This is a genomic window from Glaciimonas sp. GG7 (assembly GCF_052976905.1).
This window is the reverse complement of the sequence record NZ_JBRIIQ010000075.1, coordinates 1-19,534: the sequence shown is the minus strand read 5'-3', so window position 1 is coordinate 19,534 and position 19,534 is coordinate 1. Positions and strand designations below refer to the sequence as shown.

The 19,534-nt window shown below is 53.9% G+C and carries 21 protein-coding genes; 18 read left to right on the top strand and 3 right to left on the bottom strand.

The annotated features are described in order from the left end of the window. Positions 1-180 (bottom strand): hypothetical protein (locus ACVBEF_RS15720; RefSeq protein WP_447124875.1); only part of this gene is annotated, 180 nt, incomplete at its 3' end. A 33-nt stretch (positions 181-213) separates the two neighbouring features. Here ACVBEF_RS15720 and ACVBEF_RS15715 point away from each other — a divergent pair. Beyond that, positions 214-1,896 (top strand): PQQ-dependent dehydrogenase, methanol/ethanol family, encoded by a 1,683-nt coding sequence (locus ACVBEF_RS15715; RefSeq protein WP_447124874.1) that lies wholly within the window; start codon positions 214-216, stop codon positions 1,894-1,896. Between the two features lie 9 nt (positions 1,897-1,905). Continuing rightward, positions 1,906-2,244 carry a c-type cytochrome gene (locus tag ACVBEF_RS15710; protein ID WP_447124873.1) on the top strand — a complete coding sequence of 113 codons (339 nt, stop codon included), beginning with the start codon at positions 1,906-1,908 and terminating at the stop codon, positions 2,242-2,244. A gap of 3 nt (positions 2,245-2,247) precedes the next feature. Here ACVBEF_RS15710 and ACVBEF_RS15705 read toward each other — a convergent pair whose 3' ends face one another. Beyond that, complete coding sequence (locus ACVBEF_RS15705) at positions 2,248-2,607, bottom strand: CzcE family metal-binding protein (RefSeq protein ID WP_447124872.1); 360 nt, start codon at positions 2,605-2,607, stop codon at positions 2,248-2,250. Positions 2,608-3,055: 448 nt separating this feature from the next. Here ACVBEF_RS15705 and ACVBEF_RS15700 point away from each other — a divergent pair, with 448 nt between their 5' ends. The 14 genes from ACVBEF_RS15700 to ACVBEF_RS15635 all read left to right on the top strand — a co-directional run bounded on the left by ACVBEF_RS15700 (position 3,056) and on the right by ACVBEF_RS15635 (position 15,991). Further along, entirely contained in the window at positions 3,056-4,132 is a 1,077-nt protein-coding gene (locus tag ACVBEF_RS15700; RefSeq protein ID WP_447124871.1) for an LLM class flavin-dependent oxidoreductase, read from the top strand. 109 nt (positions 4,133-4,241) lie between these two features. Beyond that, positions 4,242-4,823 carry a flavin reductase family protein gene (locus ACVBEF_RS15695; RefSeq protein WP_447124870.1) on the top strand — a complete coding sequence of 194 codons (582 nt, stop codon included), beginning with the start codon at positions 4,242-4,244 and terminating at the stop codon, positions 4,821-4,823. Beyond that, positions 4,823-5,758, top strand: a complete 936-nt coding sequence (locus tag ACVBEF_RS15690; RefSeq protein ID WP_447124869.1) for a LysR family transcriptional regulator — start codon at positions 4,823-4,825, stop codon at positions 5,756-5,758. Before ACVBEF_RS15695 ends, ACVBEF_RS15690 begins: the two co-directional genes overlap by 1 nt. A gap of 764 nt (positions 5,759-6,522) precedes the next feature. Next, a complete protein-coding gene (locus tag ACVBEF_RS15685) occupies positions 6,523-7,509 on the top strand; it encodes a Bug family tripartite tricarboxylate transporter substrate binding protein (RefSeq protein WP_447124868.1) in 987 nt (328 codons plus the stop codon). A gap of 186 nt (positions 7,510-7,695) precedes the next feature. Next, positions 7,696-8,847 (top strand): class I adenylate-forming enzyme family protein, encoded by a 1,152-nt coding sequence (locus ACVBEF_RS15680; protein WP_447124867.1) that lies wholly within the window; start codon positions 7,696-7,698, stop codon positions 8,845-8,847. A gap of 60 nt (positions 8,848-8,907) precedes the next feature. After that, positions 8,908-9,306, top strand: a complete 399-nt coding sequence (locus ACVBEF_RS15675; RefSeq protein WP_447124866.1) for an AMP-binding enzyme — start codon at positions 8,908-8,910, stop codon at positions 9,304-9,306. A 46-nt stretch (positions 9,307-9,352) separates the two neighbouring features. Next, positions 9,353-10,414 (top strand): thiolase C-terminal domain-containing protein, encoded by a 1,062-nt coding sequence (locus tag ACVBEF_RS15670; protein WP_447124865.1) that lies wholly within the window; start codon positions 9,353-9,355, stop codon positions 10,412-10,414. 83 nt (positions 10,415-10,497) lie between these two features. Next, positions 10,498-10,929 (top strand): hypothetical protein, encoded by a 432-nt coding sequence (locus ACVBEF_RS15665; RefSeq protein WP_447124864.1) that lies wholly within the window; start codon positions 10,498-10,500, stop codon positions 10,927-10,929. After that, on the top strand, positions 10,920-11,684 hold the full coding sequence (locus tag ACVBEF_RS15660) for a thiolase family protein (protein ID WP_447124863.1): 765 nt from the start codon (positions 10,920-10,922) through the stop codon (positions 11,682-11,684). The genes ACVBEF_RS15665 and ACVBEF_RS15660 overlap by 10 nt, the downstream gene beginning before the upstream one ends. Before the next feature lie 246 nt (positions 11,685-11,930). Then, positions 11,931-12,218, top strand: a complete 288-nt coding sequence (locus tag ACVBEF_RS15655; protein WP_447124862.1) for an OB-fold domain-containing protein — start codon at positions 11,931-11,933, stop codon at positions 12,216-12,218. Further along, entirely contained in the window at positions 12,218-13,576 is a 1,359-nt protein-coding gene (locus ACVBEF_RS15650) for a flavin-containing monooxygenase (RefSeq protein WP_447124861.1), read from the top strand. Before ACVBEF_RS15655 ends, ACVBEF_RS15650 begins: the two co-directional genes overlap by 1 nt. After that, entirely contained in the window at positions 13,563-14,717 is a 1,155-nt protein-coding gene (locus ACVBEF_RS15645; RefSeq protein ID WP_447124860.1) for a thiolase C-terminal domain-containing protein, read from the top strand. The genes ACVBEF_RS15650 and ACVBEF_RS15645 overlap by 14 nt, the downstream gene beginning before the upstream one ends. Before the next feature lie 10 nt (positions 14,718-14,727). Continuing rightward, positions 14,728-15,147 (top strand): Zn-ribbon domain-containing OB-fold protein, encoded by a 420-nt coding sequence (locus ACVBEF_RS15640; protein ID WP_447124859.1) that lies wholly within the window; start codon positions 14,728-14,730, stop codon positions 15,145-15,147. Positions 15,148-15,238: 91 nt separating this feature from the next. Next, positions 15,239-15,991, top strand: a complete 753-nt coding sequence (locus ACVBEF_RS15635; protein WP_447124858.1) for a TetR/AcrR family transcriptional regulator — start codon at positions 15,239-15,241, stop codon at positions 15,989-15,991. A gap of 295 nt (positions 15,992-16,286) precedes the next feature. Here ACVBEF_RS15635 and ACVBEF_RS15630 read toward each other — a convergent pair whose 3' ends face one another. After that, entirely contained in the window at positions 16,287-17,414 is a 1,128-nt protein-coding gene (locus ACVBEF_RS15630; protein WP_447124857.1) for a CaiB/BaiF CoA transferase family protein, read from the bottom strand. A 231-nt stretch (positions 17,415-17,645) separates the two neighbouring features. On the opposite strand from ACVBEF_RS15630, the gene ACVBEF_RS15625 reads away from it, so the two are divergent. Together ACVBEF_RS15625 and ACVBEF_RS15620 are read left to right on the top strand one after the other, a co-directional pair. After that, entirely contained in the window at positions 17,646-18,410 is a 765-nt protein-coding gene (locus tag ACVBEF_RS15625; RefSeq protein ID WP_447124856.1) for a crotonase/enoyl-CoA hydratase family protein, read from the top strand. 81 nt (positions 18,411-18,491) lie between these two features. After that, positions 18,492-19,534 (top strand): acyl-CoA dehydrogenase family protein (locus ACVBEF_RS15620; RefSeq protein ID WP_447124855.1); only part of this gene is annotated, 1,043 nt, incomplete at its 3' end.

Below are 19,534 nucleotides of genomic sequence, written 5' to 3'. Positions count from 1 at the left end.
GCGCTGCGCAAGACTGGCACTACCATTTTGTTGGCCGAGCAAAACATGCATTTTTGCCTGCATGTCGCGACAAACGTCGCGATCATCGACAAAGGCCGGATTGTGTATGCGGATACAGCGCAAGGATTGCGGGATAACGACGATATTAAGCGGCGTTATTTGTCTGTTTAATTTAGTCATGTTTTACATAAAAAAATAAATAGAGGAGACCAAATGCAATTTTCAAAGACGGTACGTTCGCTGATCTATGCAGCGACGTTGTGCGCGGCGCTACCCTTGCAGGCCCAAACGCTGGAAAATTTAAGCAATGACGCGGCCCACCCGGAAAACGTACTGACCTATGGCATGGGGTATAGCCAGCAGCGCTTTTCCAGCCTGAAGCAAATCAACAAACAGAATGTCAAAAAACTGGTTCCTGTCTGGGCCTTGAGTCTGGAAAACGATTTCGGCGAGCAAGCGCAACCGATGGTGCAGGATGGCGTGATGTATGTCAGCGATGCCAAATGGACGGTCGCTATCGATGCTTTGAGCGGCAAGCAACTCTGGCGCACGGCGGTTGATTTTGATCCCGACACACCACGCGTGGTCTGTTGCGGCGTCTCCAACAAAGGCGTGGCCTTATACAACGGCATGGTGTTTCGCGGCACGCTCGATGCCTTCATCGTGGCGCTGGACCAAAAGACCGGAAAAGAAATCTGGAAAACCAAGGTCAGCGACTGGAAAGACGGCTATTCAATTACCGGCGCGCCACTGATTGCTAATGGCGTATTGATGACCGGTATTTCGGGTGCAGACTTTGGCGTACGCGGCTTTGTCGATGGCTACGATCCGGCAACAGGCAAACAATTATGGCGGCGCTACACCACCGCTGCGCCGGATGAAAAAGGCGGCGATAGTTGGGTGGTCCCGGACTCTTACAAAACCGGCGGGGCCAGCACCTGGCTTACCGGCAGCTACGATCCGGTACTCGATTTGGTGTATTGGGGCACTGGCAATGCGGCACCGTGGAATCCGAATTCTCGCGGCGGCGATAGCCTGTATGCGGCGTCCGTGATTGCGATGCGGCCCAAAACCGGTGAAATCGTCTGGCATTATCAATTCACGCCCAACGATATGTTTGACTTTGACGCGACCTCCGAAATGATCCTCGGCGACTTGAAAATCGATGGCAAACTGCGTCATGTCATGATGCAGCTAGACCGCAATGGTTTTGCCTATGTGCTCGACCGCGCCGATGGTAAGTTGCTAGCCGCCAACCCATATGGAAAAGTAAACTGGGCCTCGCGTATCGATCTCGTTAGCGGTCGTCCGGTCGAAACCGGCGTCGCCAAGACCCTGCGCGATGGTCAGTCTGCCGATATCTGGCCAAGTATTATCGGTGCCAAAAACTGGTCGCACGCAGCGTTTAATCCTGGCACTGGCTTGCTATACGCCAACACGCTGCATATGTCCTCTTCCTACAAACTCGATACCGTCGCGCCTTACAAGCCGGGTATGCGGTGGCTGGGTGTGAAGGATATTAGGTTTACGTTCGAGCCTGACGGACCGCGTGGATTTATCTCGGCCATCGATCCGTTGACGGGTCTTTCTACATGGCAAGTCCCGCTTTACGATCATGCGAACTGGAGTTCGATGCTAGCGACTGCCAGCGGCCTGCTGTTTACCGGTCGCCACAGCGGAGAAATGATCGCGCTCGACGCCGATAACGGCAAGACCCTATGGCAATTTCAGACCAGTTCCGGCATCAATGCCAGTCCGATTACCTGGTCCTTCAATGGTCGGCAATACGTCACTGTGCTGTCGGGCTTTGGTGGTTTGGGTAAGCGCTGGGTTGGTCCGGCTGCAAAAAATATTCCGCAAGGCGGCTCTGTCTGGACTTTTGCGCTGCCGGATTAAGGGAGTGATATGTTGAATCCAACTTTACGGATAATTTTTCTGGCCTTGGTCGCATCCGCTTGCAGCGCCGCCATGGCGCAGGAAGCGGTGCCATTTTCACCGCAGAAAATTGCGCAGGGCGCTCAGCTATATGCGGCCAATTGCGCCGTTTGTCATGGCGCAAATATGGTCGATCAAGGCGGCGGATTTTTCGATCTGCGCACCTTTCCGCACCAGCAGCAGGCGCGCTTTATGACCTCGGTGAGCAATGGCAAAAACAGCATGCCACCCTGGAAAAGCGTGTTGTCGCAAACAGAGATTGCGGCCTTGTTTGCGTATGTTGTGGCCGGTGAAAAAACGACGCCATGACGGCTACTGAATCATTGTCGGGTTGGGTGCAACATAGACCCTGACTCGATGATCAAGCAGATCGGGCGGCGTAATCCGGTTTAAATCGAATACAAAAACATTGGTTGGAATATCGAAATCCCAGGCAAATGCTTTATCACCGACGATGAAATTGACCGTCTCGCCAGAGGTGACATTGATGTATCCGGTAGTTGGGGTAATGGTGATGGTTTGCCGGTCCATTCTGAGCGCTGCCGGGCTGCCCAGAAACGACAGATCGGGTGACGCCGCTTGTGCTGGCATTGCCATGAGAGCGCAGGCACTGAAAATACTGAAGCTCATCAAGCTGGTATAGGCCCTGTGCATCATTGCTTTCTTGTTCATCGCGCACTCCAAAAAATGGTTGAAGGTGACACCATGTACTTAACAGTATTGACTTTTGGCGGGGATCCATTGAGCGCTTGCATTTCAAAGCCAAGCGCTAACCGGGCTGATGAAGGCCTGCAATGATTATTTTAGAATATTTTAATATTGGGAAAATTGATATATCTCAGGGGAGTTCTATTGTTGAAACGGTTTGAACTCGGTAGCGGTTTTTTTGGTCGTCGTTAATGAAAAGTTTTCTGCTCCGTGGTGCCATGGCCGCTCCCGGCCAGTATCAACGGGACGCATATCGCATCAAAATCCACATCAGCAATCACTAATACATCAATAAATATGATCATTCAGCATAAATACATATGACTTTTATTTATGTATCAGTTTCCCTACACTCCCTCGAAAGTGTTAAAAGATGAACTAAAGCCCAATAAATATACATATAGGAGATTCGATGAAACTCGGTTTTTTCACCATGCCCATGCACCCAATCGGTAAAGATTGGCAAGTTTCCCTACGCGAAGACCGTGAAGCTTTCATCCTCGCTGATCAACTAGGCTTCGTAGAAGGCTACGTCGGCGAACACGCAACCGACCCCGAAGAAAATATCACCTCTTCAGCGCTATTCCTGGCAACCCTGGTTGACGCTACCAAACAAATGAAACTCGGCACCGGCACACTCAATATGCCGAACTACCACCCGGCAGCACTTGCCAGCCACATCGCGATGCTCGACCACCTGCTAGGCGGACGCTTCATCCTTGGGATTAGCCCGGGCGCATTACCTTCAGACGCCGAAGTCTACGGAAATTTCGATTTGCCGCGTCCGGCGATGTTTCTCGAAGCCATCAATCAGATGCTGCAATTGTGGACCACCAAGCCGCCTTATCAAATCAAGGGTGAGCACTGGAACATTTCGACTGAACGCACCTATATCGCCGACACCGGCATGGGGACGATACCGATGCCATTGCAACGTCCGCATCCACCGATTGTGGTAACAGCGGTTGCTCCCTTTTCGCAAGGCATCACCGAAGCGGCGGCACGCGGCTGGGATCCTATTTCTGCCAATTTCTTGTTGCCGATGTGGGTCAAGAGCCATTGGGGCAAGTACGTCGAAGGTTGCGCCCGGGTCGGACGACCTGCCGATCCTGCTAACTGGCGCGTGGCTAAGACCGTGTTTGTGGCTAAGGATGACGCCACAGCAGAGGCTTATGCGCTGGGGACGGATGGCCCGTATTACTACTATTACCGCTCGCTGTTCAACAAACTCAAACGACGCGGCTCGCTCGGCGTTTTTAAGAGCGATCCGAAGATGTCAGATGACAGCGTCACGCTTGAGCAAGTCATCAAGCAACTCGTTATTTATGGCTCGCCCGCTAAGGTGGCCGATGAATTGCACGCCTTTAAAGAGCAGACCGGCCAGTTTGGCACGCTGCTGTATGCGGGTGTGGATTGGACTGACCCCGATCTGGCGCGTAATTCGATGATCTTGATGGCTGAAAAAGTGCTTCCTTTGGTGAATGGTTAAGGTTTATTCCGTCAGCCTGATCAGACTTATTGAGGATTTACGCAAAACTACCTCATGGCCGTACTCTTGTACTGTCTGCGTAAGTTCTGACTACGATTAAAGCAGGGCTATGAAGACCATGAAAATGACCAACAAAACTGAGATGTTGCTTGACGGCGAACACGATACGCGTGCGCTACGTAGGGCGCTGGGGCGCTTTCCGACGGGGGTAACGGTCATCACGACGCGCACGCCTGACGGTAAATGGGAAGGTTTAACGGCCAACTCTTTTTCTGCCTTATCGCTCGATCCGCCTTTGGTGTTATGGAGCATTCGGCGTGGCGCGCTATCGTTGCCGGGTTTTTTAGCCTCAGGACATTTTGCGATCAATGTGCTGGGCGTAGGGCAGTCCGATGTGTCACAGCGTTTTGCGATGCCGCGCGAAAATAAGTTTGAGGCACTGGTATTCAAGGAGGGGCTGGGCGGCTCTCCCGTACTCGATGGCGTGCTGGCCAGCTTTGAATGTCAGACCGAAACCACCATCGACGGCGGCGATCATGTGCTTTTTGTAGGACGGGTTAAAAAACTTTCCTATTACGATGGCGAGCCGTTGATCTTCAATGCAGGACGCTATTGCACAGCGTTGCCCCTGCCTTTGCCATTCAATGCAGCGCAGCAGGATGTGAACGCCATATGGGGCGATCTGGGCTAATGAAAACGATCAAACGTGTCACCCTCCTCAATCTCGAAACCCTATGCTGGATTTCCAGACTCGGCACATTTAATGCCGCCGCACTCAAAATGAACGCTTCACCGCCCGCCATCTCAGCGCGCGTGCGCGACATGGAAGCAGCGCTGGGCGTGACACTATTCCGCCGTCAGGGACGCCGCATGGAACTCACTTTTCAAGGGCGTGAATTAGTGCAGATGGTCGAGCCTTTACTACGCCGTCTTGACGGTGTAGTAGGCGACCTGGACAACCCCGAAGCTGCCAGCGGCACAGTACGCATAGGCGCAGGCGAAATCGCCGCACTGAGTTGGTTTCCAACCTTTATCGCCAACTTACGGCAGTTGATGCCCAACGTGACCTATCAGATCGAAGTCGATTTAACCACTTCCATGCGCCAGCAACTGGAAATGGGCAAGCTAGACGTCGCCCTGTTTGCCGCACCTGCGACTGGCGCAGACATCCGCTCAACTTCGTTAGGCCTAGTCCGCATGTGCTGGATGATGGCACCCTCACTACACAGCAAAACCCCACCCACCGCCACCCACCGCGAGCGTCTCGAAGCCCATGCTATCTGGTCTTTATCGAAACCATCAGCCAGTCATTCGATGACGATGAACGTATTACGCGAGCAAGCCGTAGAAAGCGACAACATCGGCACCTGCAACAACATCATGGCCCTCATTGCCATCATCGCCAGCGGTGCAGGCATTGCCTTGTTACCTGAAATCCTGGTCCGCCCCTATATCGCCCGATCTGAACTGCTTCTGCTGATGCCGGAACTGGTAATGCAAGAACTGGAATTTGTCATTGCATGGAATGCCGATCAGGAGCAATTGATTATTCGTAATATTGTTGAGATGGCGTTGCAATGCACCACTTTTGAGATGAACGCTCCAACCCCGACAATCACCGATTAACTATTCAGCATTGCGCATTCAATCCAGATAGCGCTGAGCCAGGCTTTGTTACGGCGTGTATTTATTGGCAAAATTTACTCCGATATTTAAATAAAAATTCGCTCAATTCAAATGCTGTGACTGTAATTAAACCGAATTTAAATACCCTCTACTGAGGTGCAGTTGCAGTTGCAGTTGCTTTTGAATTTGCAGGCGCAGCCACCTTTGACGTTGCAGTTGCCTTTGACCTTGCAGGCGCAGCCACCTTTGACGTTGTAGTTGCTTTTGAATTTGCAGGCGCAGCCACCTTTGACGTTGCAGTTGTTGTTGACGTTGCTGTTGAAGTGGCAGTTGACGTACCCCGTCATATGACGCTGCCACATTTTCCTGCCGCCAGACGGATCAGGCTGATGACATGTTTGAGCGCAGCGAGTTGGTCATCAGACCCGGCTGGCGGTAGGAAAATTTGGGGACCCGCAGGGCAGCAGCATTTGCGGTCGCCTTTTCTTTGGTTACTTTCTTTTGGCGAAGCAAAAGAAAGTGACCGGCTGTCGGGCCGCCCCCGACAAGCATCAACGGAGCACATACCGTATCAATTACCACCGATCGAAAAAGCAACACCCCATCACCCCAAAAAACAAAAATATACTCACTAGTACAAAAATAATTCCAATAAGTATTTTATAATTCCGAAGAATAATGTACCATCCATTTCAATCGATGCAAGCGCACAACGACAGCTTAACCAGCCGCCCGCAGCAGACGACAAAACAGGAGACAAAACAATGGTGACAAGACGCACGGTGATCCACACTGCAATTGCAGCAGGCGCATCAATACTGCTAAAAACCCCTGCAATGGCCCAAACAACAAATTGGCCCGAAGCCACAGTACGCATCATTGTGCCGTTTAGCGTAGGCGGCGCCTCCGACGTACTCACCCGTTTATTAGCCGCCAAGTTACAAGCCAAACTAGGCCAAAGTTTTATCGTCGACAACCGCACCGGAGCCGGTGGGAATATCGGCATGGAAACCGTCCGCAGCGCTAAACCAGATGGCTACACAATCTCGTCAGCCACCGTCGGCACACTCTCGATCAACCAATATCTGTTTGCCAAACTAGGCTACGACCCGGTCCGCGACTTCGATTACGTCTCCATGATCTGGGAAAACTGCAACGTCTTCGTCGTAGCTGCCCAGCATCCCGCCAAAACAGTCCAGGAATTTCTGGTCTGGGCGCGCAAACAGCCCAAGGGTGTCTCCTACGGCTCAGCCGGGATTGGCACCACACCGCATCTGGCCGGAGAATTGTTCCGCGCCCGCACCGGCATCTCGGCACTGCACATTCCGTTCCGTGGCGCATCCCAGTCCATGCCAGCCTTGCTGGCGGGAGACACCGATTTTGCGATCGACAACATCGCCAGTTATATGGGACTCATACGCGCCGGCAAGGTCCGGGCGTTGGCAGTCACCTCGGCTGAGCGCTGGCCAACGTTGGCGCAGGTGCCGACCATGACGGAGGCTGGCATTCCTGATTTTATTGTGACTTCATGGGGCACTTTTGTGCTGCCAAAAGGCACGCCAGCACCGATCATCGCCAAGTTATCGGCGGCCTTAAAGGCCGTTACCAGCGAACCGGAATTGCAGCAGCGCTTTCTTGAAACCGGTGCACGTGCGATCTGGGCCACGCCGCAAGACACGATGGCCTTTGCTGAGCGCGAACGGGTGAAGTGGAAAGAGTTAGTGCAAATTTCCGGCGCTAAATTAGATTAGTGGATGTTGATATTTGAGCTTAAGAAATTCCGTTCGTACTGAGTAGCCCATAGGGCGTATCGAAGTATATACATACGTCTGCGTATCTTCGATACGGCACTTTGTGCCTACTCAGTCCGAACGGACTTTATGGTGTTTGTAAATTTATATGCCAATACACCTTAAAAGAAACTGGATTAATAAATAATGTATTCACCCTTCAGCAGAACATTCATTGAACTCGTCCGCGAGCAAGCACAACGCGCACCGCAAGCCTGCGCGCTGGTCTGCGGGCAAGAGCGTTTTAGCTATGGCGAGCTGGCCGAGCGGGCGGGGCGTGTTGCCGCCGCATTACAGGCTAACGGCGTCAAGCGTGGCGATCGTGTCGGCGTGCTGTTGAGTAATCGCGTCGAATGGCTCGATGTCTGTCTGGGGGCGGGTGCTTTGGGAGCGACTTTGGTGCCGCTGAGTACCTGGTCCACCCGTAATGAGCTGGCATTTTTGCTCGGCGATTCACGGATGGCGTTGTTGGTTTCCGCAGCCCGCTTCGGCGAGCGCGATTTTGAAGCCGATTTTGTGGCGCTGCAAGGCTTGCCGGGCGTGCCGGTGCCGGAGCAGATTTGGTTGTTGGGGTGTACCAATGCCGTATTTCCTGACTACAACACGCAGTTAGATAACGCCCAACCTTTCAGCGCATTGGCGCCCGGTGCCGGTCCCAGTGCGGTCGAGGATGCGATGGTGCTCTATACCTCCGGCTCAACGAGTGCGCCGAAAGCGGTGCCTTTGCGGCAGTTTGCGGTGATCGAAAACGGTTTCAATATCGGTGAACGCGAGGGCTTGACCCAGGACGATAAAGTATTGCTGTCGTCGCCGTTGTTTTGGGCCTTCGGTGGCGTCAACGCTTTACCGGCGACTTTCAGCCACGGCGCGACGCTGGTGTTGATGGAGAAGTTTGAGCCAGCGCTGGCAATGGAGATCATTGAGCGCGAAGGCTGTACCGCGATTTATACGCTGCCAGCGATGACGTCGGCATTGGCGTATCACAAGGACTATCGCAAGGAACGTCTGTCCAGTTTGCGCACCGGCGTGACCATCGGTAGCGCGGAAGAATTTTTGTTTGCGGTGGAGACGCTGGGCGCAACGGAGTTGTGCAATATCTATGGCGCGACCGAAACCTGCGGCAATTGCGCGGTGACCTGGCATCACTGGCCGGTATTACGACGCGCTTACTGTCGGGGCCGATGTTGCCGGGACAGCAGATACGCTTCATCGACGAGGACAGCGGCGACAGGCAGCACCCGGCACACCGGGACTGGCCGAGGTACGCGGATATACAACCACCGGCTATTCGGGTGCTAGTTCGGCGCAAAATGCTTACGCATTTCGTCCGATGGTTTTTATCGTACTGGCGACATCGGCATGCTTAATGCTGACGGCGATTTTGTCTTTGTCGGTCGGGTCGGCGAGATGATTAAACGTGCCGGTATCAATGTCTCGCCAGCAGAGGTAGAAGCTGTGCTGCGCAAGCATCCGTCGGTGCTCGATGTGGCTGTCACCGGCGTGCCGGACGCGTTGCGCGGTGAATTGATTTTCGCCTTTGTGGTACCGAAATCGGCCGATGATTTCGATGCTGCCGTGCTGCTTAAGCACTGTGCGGCGGAGTCCTCTAAATACAAGCATCCCGATCATATCGAATCCTGCATCAGCTTGCCGCTCACGGCGACGGGCAAATTGCAGCGGCGCGAACTGAAGAAACTGGCTCTCGAACGCGCTTTGGCACTGGCTGCCATCGCGTCCCAAAAACGCGCTTCGGCCTAAGAGTCTGCCGGACTCTTGATCGTTGCGTTTCACTCCTGAGGTATTTATGCCACTTAATCGACCTACGGCCGTTATCGGGTCCGCCATCATGGTCCCGATTCATTCGGAACGACAATCCCTCGAAGAAATTCTGTACGAGGTAACGCAAGCGGCACTGAAAAGTGCCGGTATTGCTATAGAAGAGATAGACGGCATCATCGTCGCCTCAAACGATCAGATCGATGGCCGCGCCATTTCGATCATGGCCGCGTCCGGCTCGGTGGGTGGCGTTGATCGCGACATTTTGTCGACGCCATCGGCGGGCGAACATGCTTTTGTGATGGGCGTCTTGCGGGTTGCTTCTGCCCACTTTGAGACGCAGTTAATCGTTTCTTGGGGCGTCACTGAATCCTCTTCATTATCTGAAGTTGAGCGTCTGGGAGCTGACCCGTATTTCCATCGGCGTCTACCGCTCGATGATTTGTCTTCGTTTGCATTGCAAGCCAATGCACTTATCGCAGCCCAGCCGCAAGCACCGGAAATCGCCTCGCAACTGGTGGCACAAAACCGTCGCCGTGGCGCGCTGGCCTATCCGGAGTCAAGCGGTCCGCACGATAACGCTGCCGATATCGCCGTATCGAATCCGATCCGCTGGCCGATCCGGGCTGAAATGTTACGTGCGCCAACCACGGGCGCAGTGGCGCTGGTATTGGCTTCTGAAGATTACGTTAAAAAAGCAGGCATCACTAATCCGGCCTGGACGCGCGGCATGGGTTGGGCGACTGAGGCGGCTTTTCTAGGCGACCGTGATTTGACCGCTGCGGCAGCTTTGCAAGCAGCGGCGCGTCAAGCCTTTGATGATGCAGGTATTGAGAGCATCAAGCAGATCGATATCGCTGAAATCTGTGCACCTACGCCGTATCAGGAGTTACTCGCGTATCAAGCGCTGGGTATTGCTGAGCCTGCGCAATGGGCTGAGGTGGTCAAGGCTGAGCATGCGCAACCGACTCTTAATCCTTCGGGCGGCGTGGCGTCCATTAATTCTGTGTTTTGCAGTGGGCTAGTGCGCATTGCTGAAGCGGCAAATCAAGTCATGGGCACGGCTGGTAAACATCGGCAGCCAGGCTGAGACTGTATTGCGCATGCGGCCAGCGGTCCGGCCATGATGTATCAGACCGTTGTGGTATTTGGAAAAAATCTGGGAGGCGCACAATGAGTCGCACAAACCAACCTCGCGTAGGCATTATCGGTATCGGTCAGTCCGCATTTAAGCCTAAGCGTGACGATGCCAGTTATCCCGATTTGGTGCGCGAAGCCGTACTGATGGCGATGCAAGCCGGTCAGCTGGAGTTCGACGATATCGATGCGACGGTGTATTCGCTGTCGCCCGACGCAATGGTCGGTATCGGTAACGCCGAGCGGCTGGGCGTGGATGCCGTGGGCGGACGCAACAAGCGTTTTCTGCGTATCAATACCGGCGGCGCAACCGGTATTTCTAGTGTTGCTGCGGCGTATTACCACATTGCTTCAGGTGCCTCTGACGTCGTCATGACGGCGGGCGCTGACAAGGTGGGCGAATGCGGCGACTCGCAAACCGTGCTCAACAAAATTTGGGACCCGATCTATGACGTCCGTTGCCGTTAGGCACGATCACGATGCTGGCGATGTCGGCGGTGCGGTATATGGAAAAGTACGGTATGTCGCAAGAAGATATGGCGGCAGTCGTGGTTAAGAACCGTTACCACGCTTCATTGAATCCGAATGCCCATCTGCGCAAAACCACCACGATTGAAGAAGTCATGGCCTCACGCATGATTAGCTGGCCTATCAAGTTGATGGATTGCTGCCCGCAGTCCAGTGGCGGTGGCGCAATGATTCTGGCCTCTGAAAAGTATATTAAAGATCGTAATCTGGACGCGGTCTGGATTACTGGTCTGGGTCATTGTTCGGAGAGCTATTACATCGGCGACCGTATGGGTAATGGATTCCATGCGGACCATGCCGATGCGTATGCACTTGGTCGTTCGTTTGAGCGTACTTACAAAATGGCCGGGATCACCGATCCGCAAAAACAAATCCATGTAGCCGAATTGTATGCCCCGTTTAGTAACACGGAGTTCCATTCCATCGAAGCAGCTGGTCTGGCCGATGTCGGGACCTCGGTTGCGCAATTGAGGCAAGGGCGTTACACATTGGGCGGCGAGATTCCGGTCAATCCATCGGGCGGTACCTTGTGTACGAATGCGATTGCGGTTACGGCCATGATCCGCGTAGCGGAAGTGGCGTTGCAGGTATGGGGCAAGGCGGGGGCGCATCAGGTTAAAGGCGCACGCGTAGGCGTGGCCAGCGGCAACGGCGGGGATCATCAGTTTTTTGGCACGATGGTTATCGAGGCATAACATTCAGTATGAAAGCTGCCTCGACAATCATTGTTGAGGGCACCAAACATCAATCAAATTTCTAAAGGAATACAAAATGGAACTGCTGAAACGCCGCGAGGCTTGGAACATTACTTACAACCATGCACTAGGAGAAACAGCCAGCTGGTTCTACGTGCAGTTCGCGATCATGGCAAAATTTATGGTCGTCGTTGCGGCGAAACCGGTCGTGTACTGGTCCCGCCACGCGCATTTTCGGACCAGACTTTGGAGCCAACGACTGAGTGGGTTGAAGTCGGTCCGGGCGGTTGCATCGAAACATTCACTATGGTCTACGAGCCGTTTCAAGGCTTGCCAGATCCGCCGTATGCTTTCGGTTATGTACTGCTCGATGGCGCGGATACGGCGATCGGTGGTTTTTTCAAAGGCATCGATCTGACTAATCCAGAAGTCGCGGCTAAACAAATGGCGCTGAAAACCCGCGTTGTCACCAAGTTTGCAGAAGTGCGTACTGGCGACGTGTTGGATTTCTGGTTCGAGCTGGAAGCAGTCTGATGACGGCGGCATCCAAGTCTGTGCAACGGGTAGCAGTGAATCCCGGGGCGGCAGGCTTGTGTGCTGCTAAGCATTTATTGGCACGCGGTGTCGAGGTCGTGGTCTACGAGCTCGGCTCTTTTATCGGCGGATTGTGGGTCTATCAGAACGATAACGGCCTGTCGCCGGCCTACCGCTCGCTGCATTTGAATTCCGAGGCCCGCATTACGGCCTACAAAGATTTCCCGTTTCCTGAAGATGGCGCGTTATACCCGGATCATTTCGCGGTAAGTCGCTATCTGCAATCCTACGCTGACCATTTCGGCATCGTGCCGCATATTCGGTTTCGCTCCAACGTTACGGAAGTCAGGGCTGACGTCGATGGCCGCTGGCAAGTGCGGCTGGCTGACGATAGCGTCGAAGAGTTCAGCGCCGTCGTGGTTGCCAGCGGACATCAGGGCGTGCCGAAACATGCCGCCTGGCGCGACGACTTTGAGGGCGAATATCTGCACTCAAATAGCTATCAAGTTCCTGAGCCATTCCGCGACAAACGCGTGTTGGTGGTTGGCATGGGCAACAGCGCCGTCGATATCGCCTCCGACATTTGCGTGGTCACTGCATCAACCACGATCTCGGCCCGTTCACCAGTGCTGGTGATGCCGCGCATGTTGTTTGGTGTGCCGACGTCACGCGTGTTGGCCAAGCTTGAAAAGCGTTGGATGCCGTGGCCGTTCCGTCGCACCATGCGCGAACTGCTGACCCGTATCGTGCATGGCACGATGGAGCAATGGGGTTTTGTGACACCTAAAACACGCACCCATCCCACTAGTCATCCCAGCCTGATGGCGCACTTTGTCTGGAGCCGCATCAAGGCTAAGCCGGGTATTGAATCGGTCAAGGGTAAAGAGGTTCGCTTTCTGGATGGCACTGTACAAACCTTTGACACTATTATTGCGGCCACAGGCTATGCGGTGGGTTTGCCATTTTTGACTAAGAATGCTGAATTAAATGCTGAATTAAGCGCAGAATTAAATGTCGCAGCCTCTGAAGAACACAAGCCGGATTTATTCCTGCGTGTGGTCTCGCCAGAGCGGCCCGGTTTATATTTTGTGGGTTTATTTAACGTCGCCGGTGGCGGCAACATCCGTATGATGGACGATCAGGCCGAGTGGCTGACCGATCTGGTCTGCGGTAAGGCGGGATTACCCGATCAGGCCGAAATGCGCCGCGTGATCGTGCAAGAGCAGGCCTTTTTGCAACGCCACTATCCGGCCAGCCCGCGCTATGCGCTGGAGCTTGATCCGACTTTTTATCGCAAACAATTAGCGTACGAGCGCAAACGCGATAGTGCGAAGAGAGATAACAATGTCCCTGCGTGACAAATCCTGTGTAACCGGTATCGGCGAGACCGCGTATATGCGCGGCTCGACCAAAACCGCTTTCGAGCTGCAAATCGAAGCATCGCTTGCGGCCATTGCTGATGCGGGCCTGACGCCCAAAGATATCGACGGGATTATTCCGGTCGGTTTAGTGAGCGGCACGGCGGATGATTTTATTGAAAACTTCGGGATTCCCGATCTGCGCTTTTCAGCTGTGATTCCGCATGGCGGGGCCAGTCCGGTGATGGCCTTGCAGTGCGCAGCTGCCGCTGTTGCCGCCGGTGTTTGCAATCATGTTCTGATCACTTTTGGGCGCAATGTGAGCGCTGGTTCGAACAAGGCCGGTGCGCGGATTCACCAAATGCCGCAGTTCCATTTCGTCACAGAATTTGAGTATCCATTTGGGGCCATTGCACCGGCGCAATTGTATGCGCCGATGGCGCGTCGCCATATGGCGTTGTATGGCACCACGGTGGAACAATTCGGCGAGGTCGCAGTCGCTTGTCGTAAGCATGCGTTGCTCAATGACAATGCCTTGATGAAGAAGCCGATCACCTTAGAGGATCATCGCAATTCGCGGATGATTTCGGATCCATTTCGCTTGCTTGACTGTAGTTTAGAGAGCGATGGCGGTGCGGCGGTCATCGTCAGCGCCGCCGAGCGGGCAGGGGACTTGCGCCAGCCGCGTGTTTATATTACCGGCGTGGCTTCAGGGCATCCGGACTCGCCGGGATCGATTACTCAGCGTCCGGATATGACCAGTCTTGGCATTGCCAAAGCGGCAGCGCGTGCGTTCGCGATGGCGGGTGTGACCCATGCTGATATTGATGTGGCTCAAATTTATGACTGCTTTACTTATGCAGTTATTCGTCAGCTTGAAGATATGGGATTTTGCGCTAAAGGCGAGGGCGGGCCATTTGTCGAAGGCGGTCGCTTGCAACTGGGCGGCGCGTTGCCGACCAATACCCATGGCGGTTTGCTCTCGCAAGCGCACGTTTGGGGCTTGAATCACATCGTTGAGTTGGTCCGTCAGTTGCGCGGTCATGGTGGACGGGCGCAGGTAGACAATGCCGAGGTTGGTCTGGTGACCGGCTATGGTGATATGGGCGATGGCGCAATTGCGATCATGCGCAAAGGGTAAGGATTAAAAAATGACTACGCCGACGATGGCAACAAAGCCGCTACCGCAACCGACCGAATTATCCCGACCTTATTGGGAAGCCGCAGCAGAAGGCCGTCTGGTCTTGCAACATTGCGCTGCATGCAACAAACCACGCCACTATCCGCGTCTGTTATGCGATGCCTGTTATTCCACCAGCGTGGTCTGGAAACCGGCCAGCGGTGCAGGAAAAATTCATAGCTGGACGGTTGCGCATCATGCATTTCACCCAGCCTTCGCCGCCGATCTGCCGTATACATTAGTGACGGTCGATCTGGACGAAGGCGTGCGTGCATTAGGGCTATGGTGCGAAGCGACGCCAGTGATCGGGCAATCGGTGCAGGGACGTTTTTTATTGTCGCCGACCTACGCGCCTGAACTATTGTTTGCGTCTGGAAAATTACCGGATTAAAGGAAGAGGCCTGGCTACCGGGCCGAACATTCTGCTACTTGCGCTTTTGCGCCGGTGGAAAATCCGCTGAAAAATGGTTAAACTGTGAAGCATGAAAAAAATACCCGATCCTAAGACAAAAAACACAGTCGGCAGCCTCAATAAGCGTGCCATTCCTGCTGCGAAAGCGGTTGTTGCGCGCAAATCGGTACGTGCCGATATGAGTGATGATGTTGAAGATATCCGTGATGCCGTCTCTCGTCTCAAGCGTGAACGTATCATCGCGGTGGCCGTTGAGTTGTTTTATCACAACGGTTTTAACAACACCACGCTAGAGGCGGTGGCTGAAAAGCTCAATGTCACCAAGCCATTCATTTACTCCCATTTCAATTCAAAAAATGAACTACTCGGCGAGATCTGTTCGCGCGGTATTCGTGCATCGCTGACCGTACTCAATCAGGTTGTTGCGACCGAACATACGCCGACCGAAAAGGTCCGCTCGCTAGTCCACGATTTCACTATTGCCGTACTGGAAAACCAGGAAGCCATTGCGATTTACACGCGTGAGCAAAAGCATTTATCAAAAGAAGACAGCGACTCCATCGAACTCATGCGGCGCGAGTTTGATCGCAAACTTTGCGCGCTGCTTGATGATGGTGTTGCCACCGGGGAATTTACGGTCAGCGATGTCAGGATTGCGTCGCTCGCCGTTGGCGGTATCGTCAGTTGGTCATGCGTCTGGTATCGACCGCATGGTCGCTTTAAACCTTCTGAGACTGCCGAGCATGTTTCTGAATTGGTATTGGCGATGATTCAGGCCAAGCCTGCGCGTCGGAAACGTGCGCGTGCGGTGGAAGCTGACTGATTGGATGTTTTGGATAGTGGCTAATAGTTATTAAGACTGAATCCCCTTCGCTGAAGGTAATGCTGTTCAGTTAATCTGGATAACCGTTCGGGCTGAGTAGCCCATCGGGCGTATCGAAGTCAGCGCTGGCAGGTACGCCTTCGATACGCTTCGCTACTCAGTCCGAACGGTTTCTTAACTGAACGGCATTACTTCGCTGAAGGGGATTTTTTTGTCTGTAGAAAATGATCCCTGAAGATCGCGCTCATCGGCATGTTGCCGATGAGCGCATTGTTGTTCGCATTTCAGTCCTGCTTCAGCGCGCCTGCAGCGCCGTCACCTTACCGGTCAATTCCCCAAATATCTCTGCCCCATGTTCCCCCAGTTCCGGTGCGGGCCGCAGGATAGCCGCTATCTTTCCGTCAAAAATTAACGGTTGACGAATAAAGCGCAGGTTTTTGTTTTTATCCTGCACTTCCACCACCATCCGGCGTGCCTTGACCTGTGGATCTTGCACCACTTGGTCAGCATGGCATACCGGACCGAAAGCGATGCGCTCAGATTCCAGGTGCTGGCATAACCAGTCGAAATGGCAAGCGCCAATCGCGCACCGCAGATGGGGATCGATTTCTTTTGCGCGGGCATTGCGTTCTGGCTCGGTCAGCATGGCATAGGCGGTCAGTCCCAGCAGATTGCACAGTGCGCGCCACATATGATCTTCGCCCGCGATACTGAGCGTGATCTGGCGGCCATCGGCAGTAGCGAATAATCCGTAACCGGGGTCTTCCGGCGGTAGCGGTCTGACTTCCAACGCGTTCATGGCTGGCACTAAAAATGGCGTCATCCAGCACACCAGCGAATCGAACATCGACACATCGATCTGTGCGCCATTGCCGTGTTGCGTACGTGCAAATAGCGCCGTGACCACCCCCAGCGCGGCAAACATCGCCGACGAAATATCGGCCAGCGGCAGCACCGGCAGTGTGGCATTAGCCTCTTGTCCGAACGGCACTTGGATCATGCCAGCAGAAGCCTGAATACTCAGATCGTGACCGGCCACCGTCGCCATCGGACCGGTTTGGCCAAATGAGGAGATCGACATATAGATCAGCGCTGGCTTGCGTGCGCGCAAGACTGTATCGTCGATCTTCAGACGTTTCATCACGCCGGGACGATAGCCTTCAAGTACCACATCGGCAGTATCAACGAGCTGCAGAAATTGTTCACGGCCAGCGTCGGATTTGAGATCGAGTGTGACTGAGCGTTTGTTGCGGTTGAGCGACGTGAACAGCCCCGGAAAACGCCGTGACGGATCGCCGCCGTCTGGTCTTTCTACCAGAATGACATCGGCCCCGAGATCGGCCAGCAGCATGGTGGCAAAGGGACCTGGATATTGTTCTGCAAGACTGAGGATGCGAATGCCGAGAAGGGGAAGCGCAGCCATAACTATTACCTTTATAATCTATAATGAATTTTTTGTTACTCGATAGTATAAAAGAAATACCAAATGGTATACATAAATCTGTTGCCACATTGATCAGGGTCATAAATAACCTCAAAAAGGTCCATTTTTTCTGCTGACAGGCTTTCAATTTATACTTTTACGTAAATTAATATACTATTGAGTAAGATTTATTTAAACTATCCGACACGTTGGTAACCAAGGATGTAAAGCATGACAGACGAAGTATTGGTTGAGCATGAAGACGGCCTGGTGATTATCACCATCAACCGCCCTCAAGCCAGAAACGCAGTCAATCGCGCCGTCTCCTTCGGCGTGTGCGAGGCAATCGACGAGATGGAAGCACGGGATGATCTGCACGTAGCGATACTGACCGGTGCTGGCGGCAATTTTTGCTCCGGCATGGATTTGAAGGCATTCTCTCGCGGTGAAATTACGCGGGTCGAAGGTCGGGGCATTCTGGGCATTGCCCTCACGCCTCCGCGCAAACCGCTGATCGCAGCCGTTGAAGGCTATGCGCTGGCAGGCGGTTTTGAGTCCGCATTGGCCTGCGATTTACTGGTAGCCTCACGCACGGCCATGTTCGGTTTACCGGAAGCCAAGCGCGGTCTGGCCGCCGCTGCCGGGGGGCTGTTACGTTTGCCCCGACTGATACCGCAACGCATCGCGTTAGAACTCGCACTCACCGGCGAAATGGTCAGTGCTGAACGGCTAGAACGCTACGGATTAATTAATGCCATCGTCGAGCCCGGCACGGCCTTAGCCGAAGCCAAACGGTTAGCCCGTCTGATTCTGGCCAATGCGCCGCTATCGGTAGCCGCCAGCAAGCGCGTCATTGTCGAACAGCGCGACTGGTCGATTGCCGACATGTTTGTGCGTCAGGAAGCGATCACCGGTCCAGTGCTGCGCTCCAACGATGCGCGCGAAGGCGCGCTGGCGTTTGCCGAAAAACGGCCTCCACAATGGACCGGCACCTGACAACTATTTTCGACGACAGCCTATTCTGGTTACTCGCCATCGACGGTCCACGGACCGTCTTTCTACAACCTTGAGCACCCCATGATTCCACGTACCATTTTTAGTCACGACCACGAACTTTTCCGCGACACCGTACGGCGCTTCATCGCCGAGCATGTCGTCCCGCATCATGCTGAGTGGGAAAAAGAAGGCCAGGTTCCGCGTGAACTCTGGCTAAAAGCCGGGGAATTGGGGTTGTTGTGCTGCAACGTGCCGGAAGAATACGGCGGTATGGGCGGCGATTTTTTGTATAGCGCGATCTTGATTGAAGAAATGGCCCGTGTTGGTGCCACCGGACCGACCTTCTATCTGCATTCCGACATCGTTGCGCCCTATCTGGTCGATTTTGGTACGGAAGAGCAGAAGCACTACTGGCTACCCAAAATGGCTACCGGCGAAGTTGTCGCTGCACTAGGCATGAGCGAGCCTTCGGGCGGTAGCGACGTGCAGGCGATGCGGACCCAGGCTCTGCGTGATGGCGACGACTATGTCATCAATGGACAGAAAGTATTCATCACCAACGGCCATAGCGCCGATCTGTTGGTCCTCGCCTGCAAGACCGATCCGCTGGCACGCGGCAAGGGCGTGAGTTTGATTCTGGTAGAGACCAATCGTGAAGGCTTTACACGTGGCCGCAAGCTCGAAAAGCTGGGGTGTAAGGCGCAAGATACCTCGGAACTATTTTTCTCGGACGTCCGGGTGCCGGTGAGTAATTTGCTCGGTGCGGAAGGCGGCGGGTTTGTTCAGTTGATGACGCAATTGTCGCAAGAGCGGCTGGTGCAGGCGATCCGGGCGGTTGCCAGCTCGGAAGCGGCAGTGCAATGGACTATCGAGTATGTGACCGATCGCAAGATGTTTGGCGGGGCGCTGTCGGATTTCCAAAATACACGTTTTAAGTTGGCGGAGTTGCATGCGGAGTTGGTAGCGCAACGGGTGTTTGTTGATCGTTGTATTGAGTTGCATCTTAAGGGGGAGCTTGATCCTGTTGATGCGGCCGCTGGCAAGCTGGTCACCACTGAGTTGCAGGGGCGGGTGATGGATCAGTGTTTGCAATTGTTTGGTGGGTGGGGGTATATGTGGGAATA

What these genes read in the sequence shown, in the direction of transcription:
- ACVBEF_RS15630 (WP_447124857.1), bottom strand. Translation starts at nt 17,414, where the DNA reads ATGGCTGCGCTTCCCCTTCTCGGCATTCGCATCCTCAGTCTTGCAGAA.
- ACVBEF_RS15670 (WP_447124865.1), top strand. Translation starts at nt 9,353, where the DNA reads ATGCCACTTAATCGACCTACGGCCGTTATCGGGTCCGCCATCATGGTC.
- ACVBEF_RS15635 (WP_447124858.1), top strand. Translation starts at nt 15,239, where the DNA reads ATGAAAAAAATACCCGATCCTAAGACAAAAAACACAGTCGGCAGCCTC.
- ACVBEF_RS15715 (WP_447124874.1), top strand. Translation starts at nt 214, where the DNA reads ATGCAATTTTCAAAGACGGTACGTTCGCTGATCTATGCAGCGACGTTG.
- ACVBEF_RS15690 (WP_447124869.1), top strand. Translation starts at nt 4,823, where the DNA reads ATGAAAACGATCAAACGTGTCACCCTCCTCAATCTCGAAACCCTATGC.
- ACVBEF_RS15625 (WP_447124856.1), top strand. Translation starts at nt 17,646, where the DNA reads ATGACAGACGAAGTATTGGTTGAGCATGAAGACGGCCTGGTGATTATC.
- ACVBEF_RS15680 (WP_447124867.1), top strand. Translation starts at nt 7,696, where the DNA reads ATGTATTCACCCTTCAGCAGAACATTCATTGAACTCGTCCGCGAGCAA.
- ACVBEF_RS15695 (WP_447124870.1), top strand. Translation starts at nt 4,242, where the DNA reads ATGAAGACCATGAAAATGACCAACAAAACTGAGATGTTGCTTGACGGC.
- ACVBEF_RS15705 (WP_447124872.1), bottom strand. Translation starts at nt 2,607, where the DNA reads ATGAACAAGAAAGCAATGATGCACAGGGCCTATACCAGCTTGATGAGC.
- ACVBEF_RS15710 (WP_447124873.1), top strand. Translation starts at nt 1,906, where the DNA reads ATGTTGAATCCAACTTTACGGATAATTTTTCTGGCCTTGGTCGCATCC.
- ACVBEF_RS15685 (WP_447124868.1), top strand. Translation starts at nt 6,523, where the DNA reads ATGGTGACAAGACGCACGGTGATCCACACTGCAATTGCAGCAGGCGCA.
- ACVBEF_RS15700 (WP_447124871.1), top strand. Translation starts at nt 3,056, where the DNA reads ATGAAACTCGGTTTTTTCACCATGCCCATGCACCCAATCGGTAAAGAT.
- ACVBEF_RS15650 (WP_447124861.1), top strand. Translation starts at nt 12,218, where the DNA reads ATGACGGCGGCATCCAAGTCTGTGCAACGGGTAGCAGTGAATCCCGGG.
- ACVBEF_RS15675 (WP_447124866.1), top strand. Translation starts at nt 8,908, where the DNA reads ATGCTTAATGCTGACGGCGATTTTGTCTTTGTCGGTCGGGTCGGCGAG.
- ACVBEF_RS15665 (WP_447124864.1), top strand. Translation starts at nt 10,498, where the DNA reads ATGAGTCGCACAAACCAACCTCGCGTAGGCATTATCGGTATCGGTCAG.
- ACVBEF_RS15645 (WP_447124860.1), top strand. Translation starts at nt 13,563, where the DNA reads ATGTCCCTGCGTGACAAATCCTGTGTAACCGGTATCGGCGAGACCGCG.
- ACVBEF_RS15640 (WP_447124859.1), top strand. Translation starts at nt 14,728, where the DNA reads ATGACTACGCCGACGATGGCAACAAAGCCGCTACCGCAACCGACCGAA.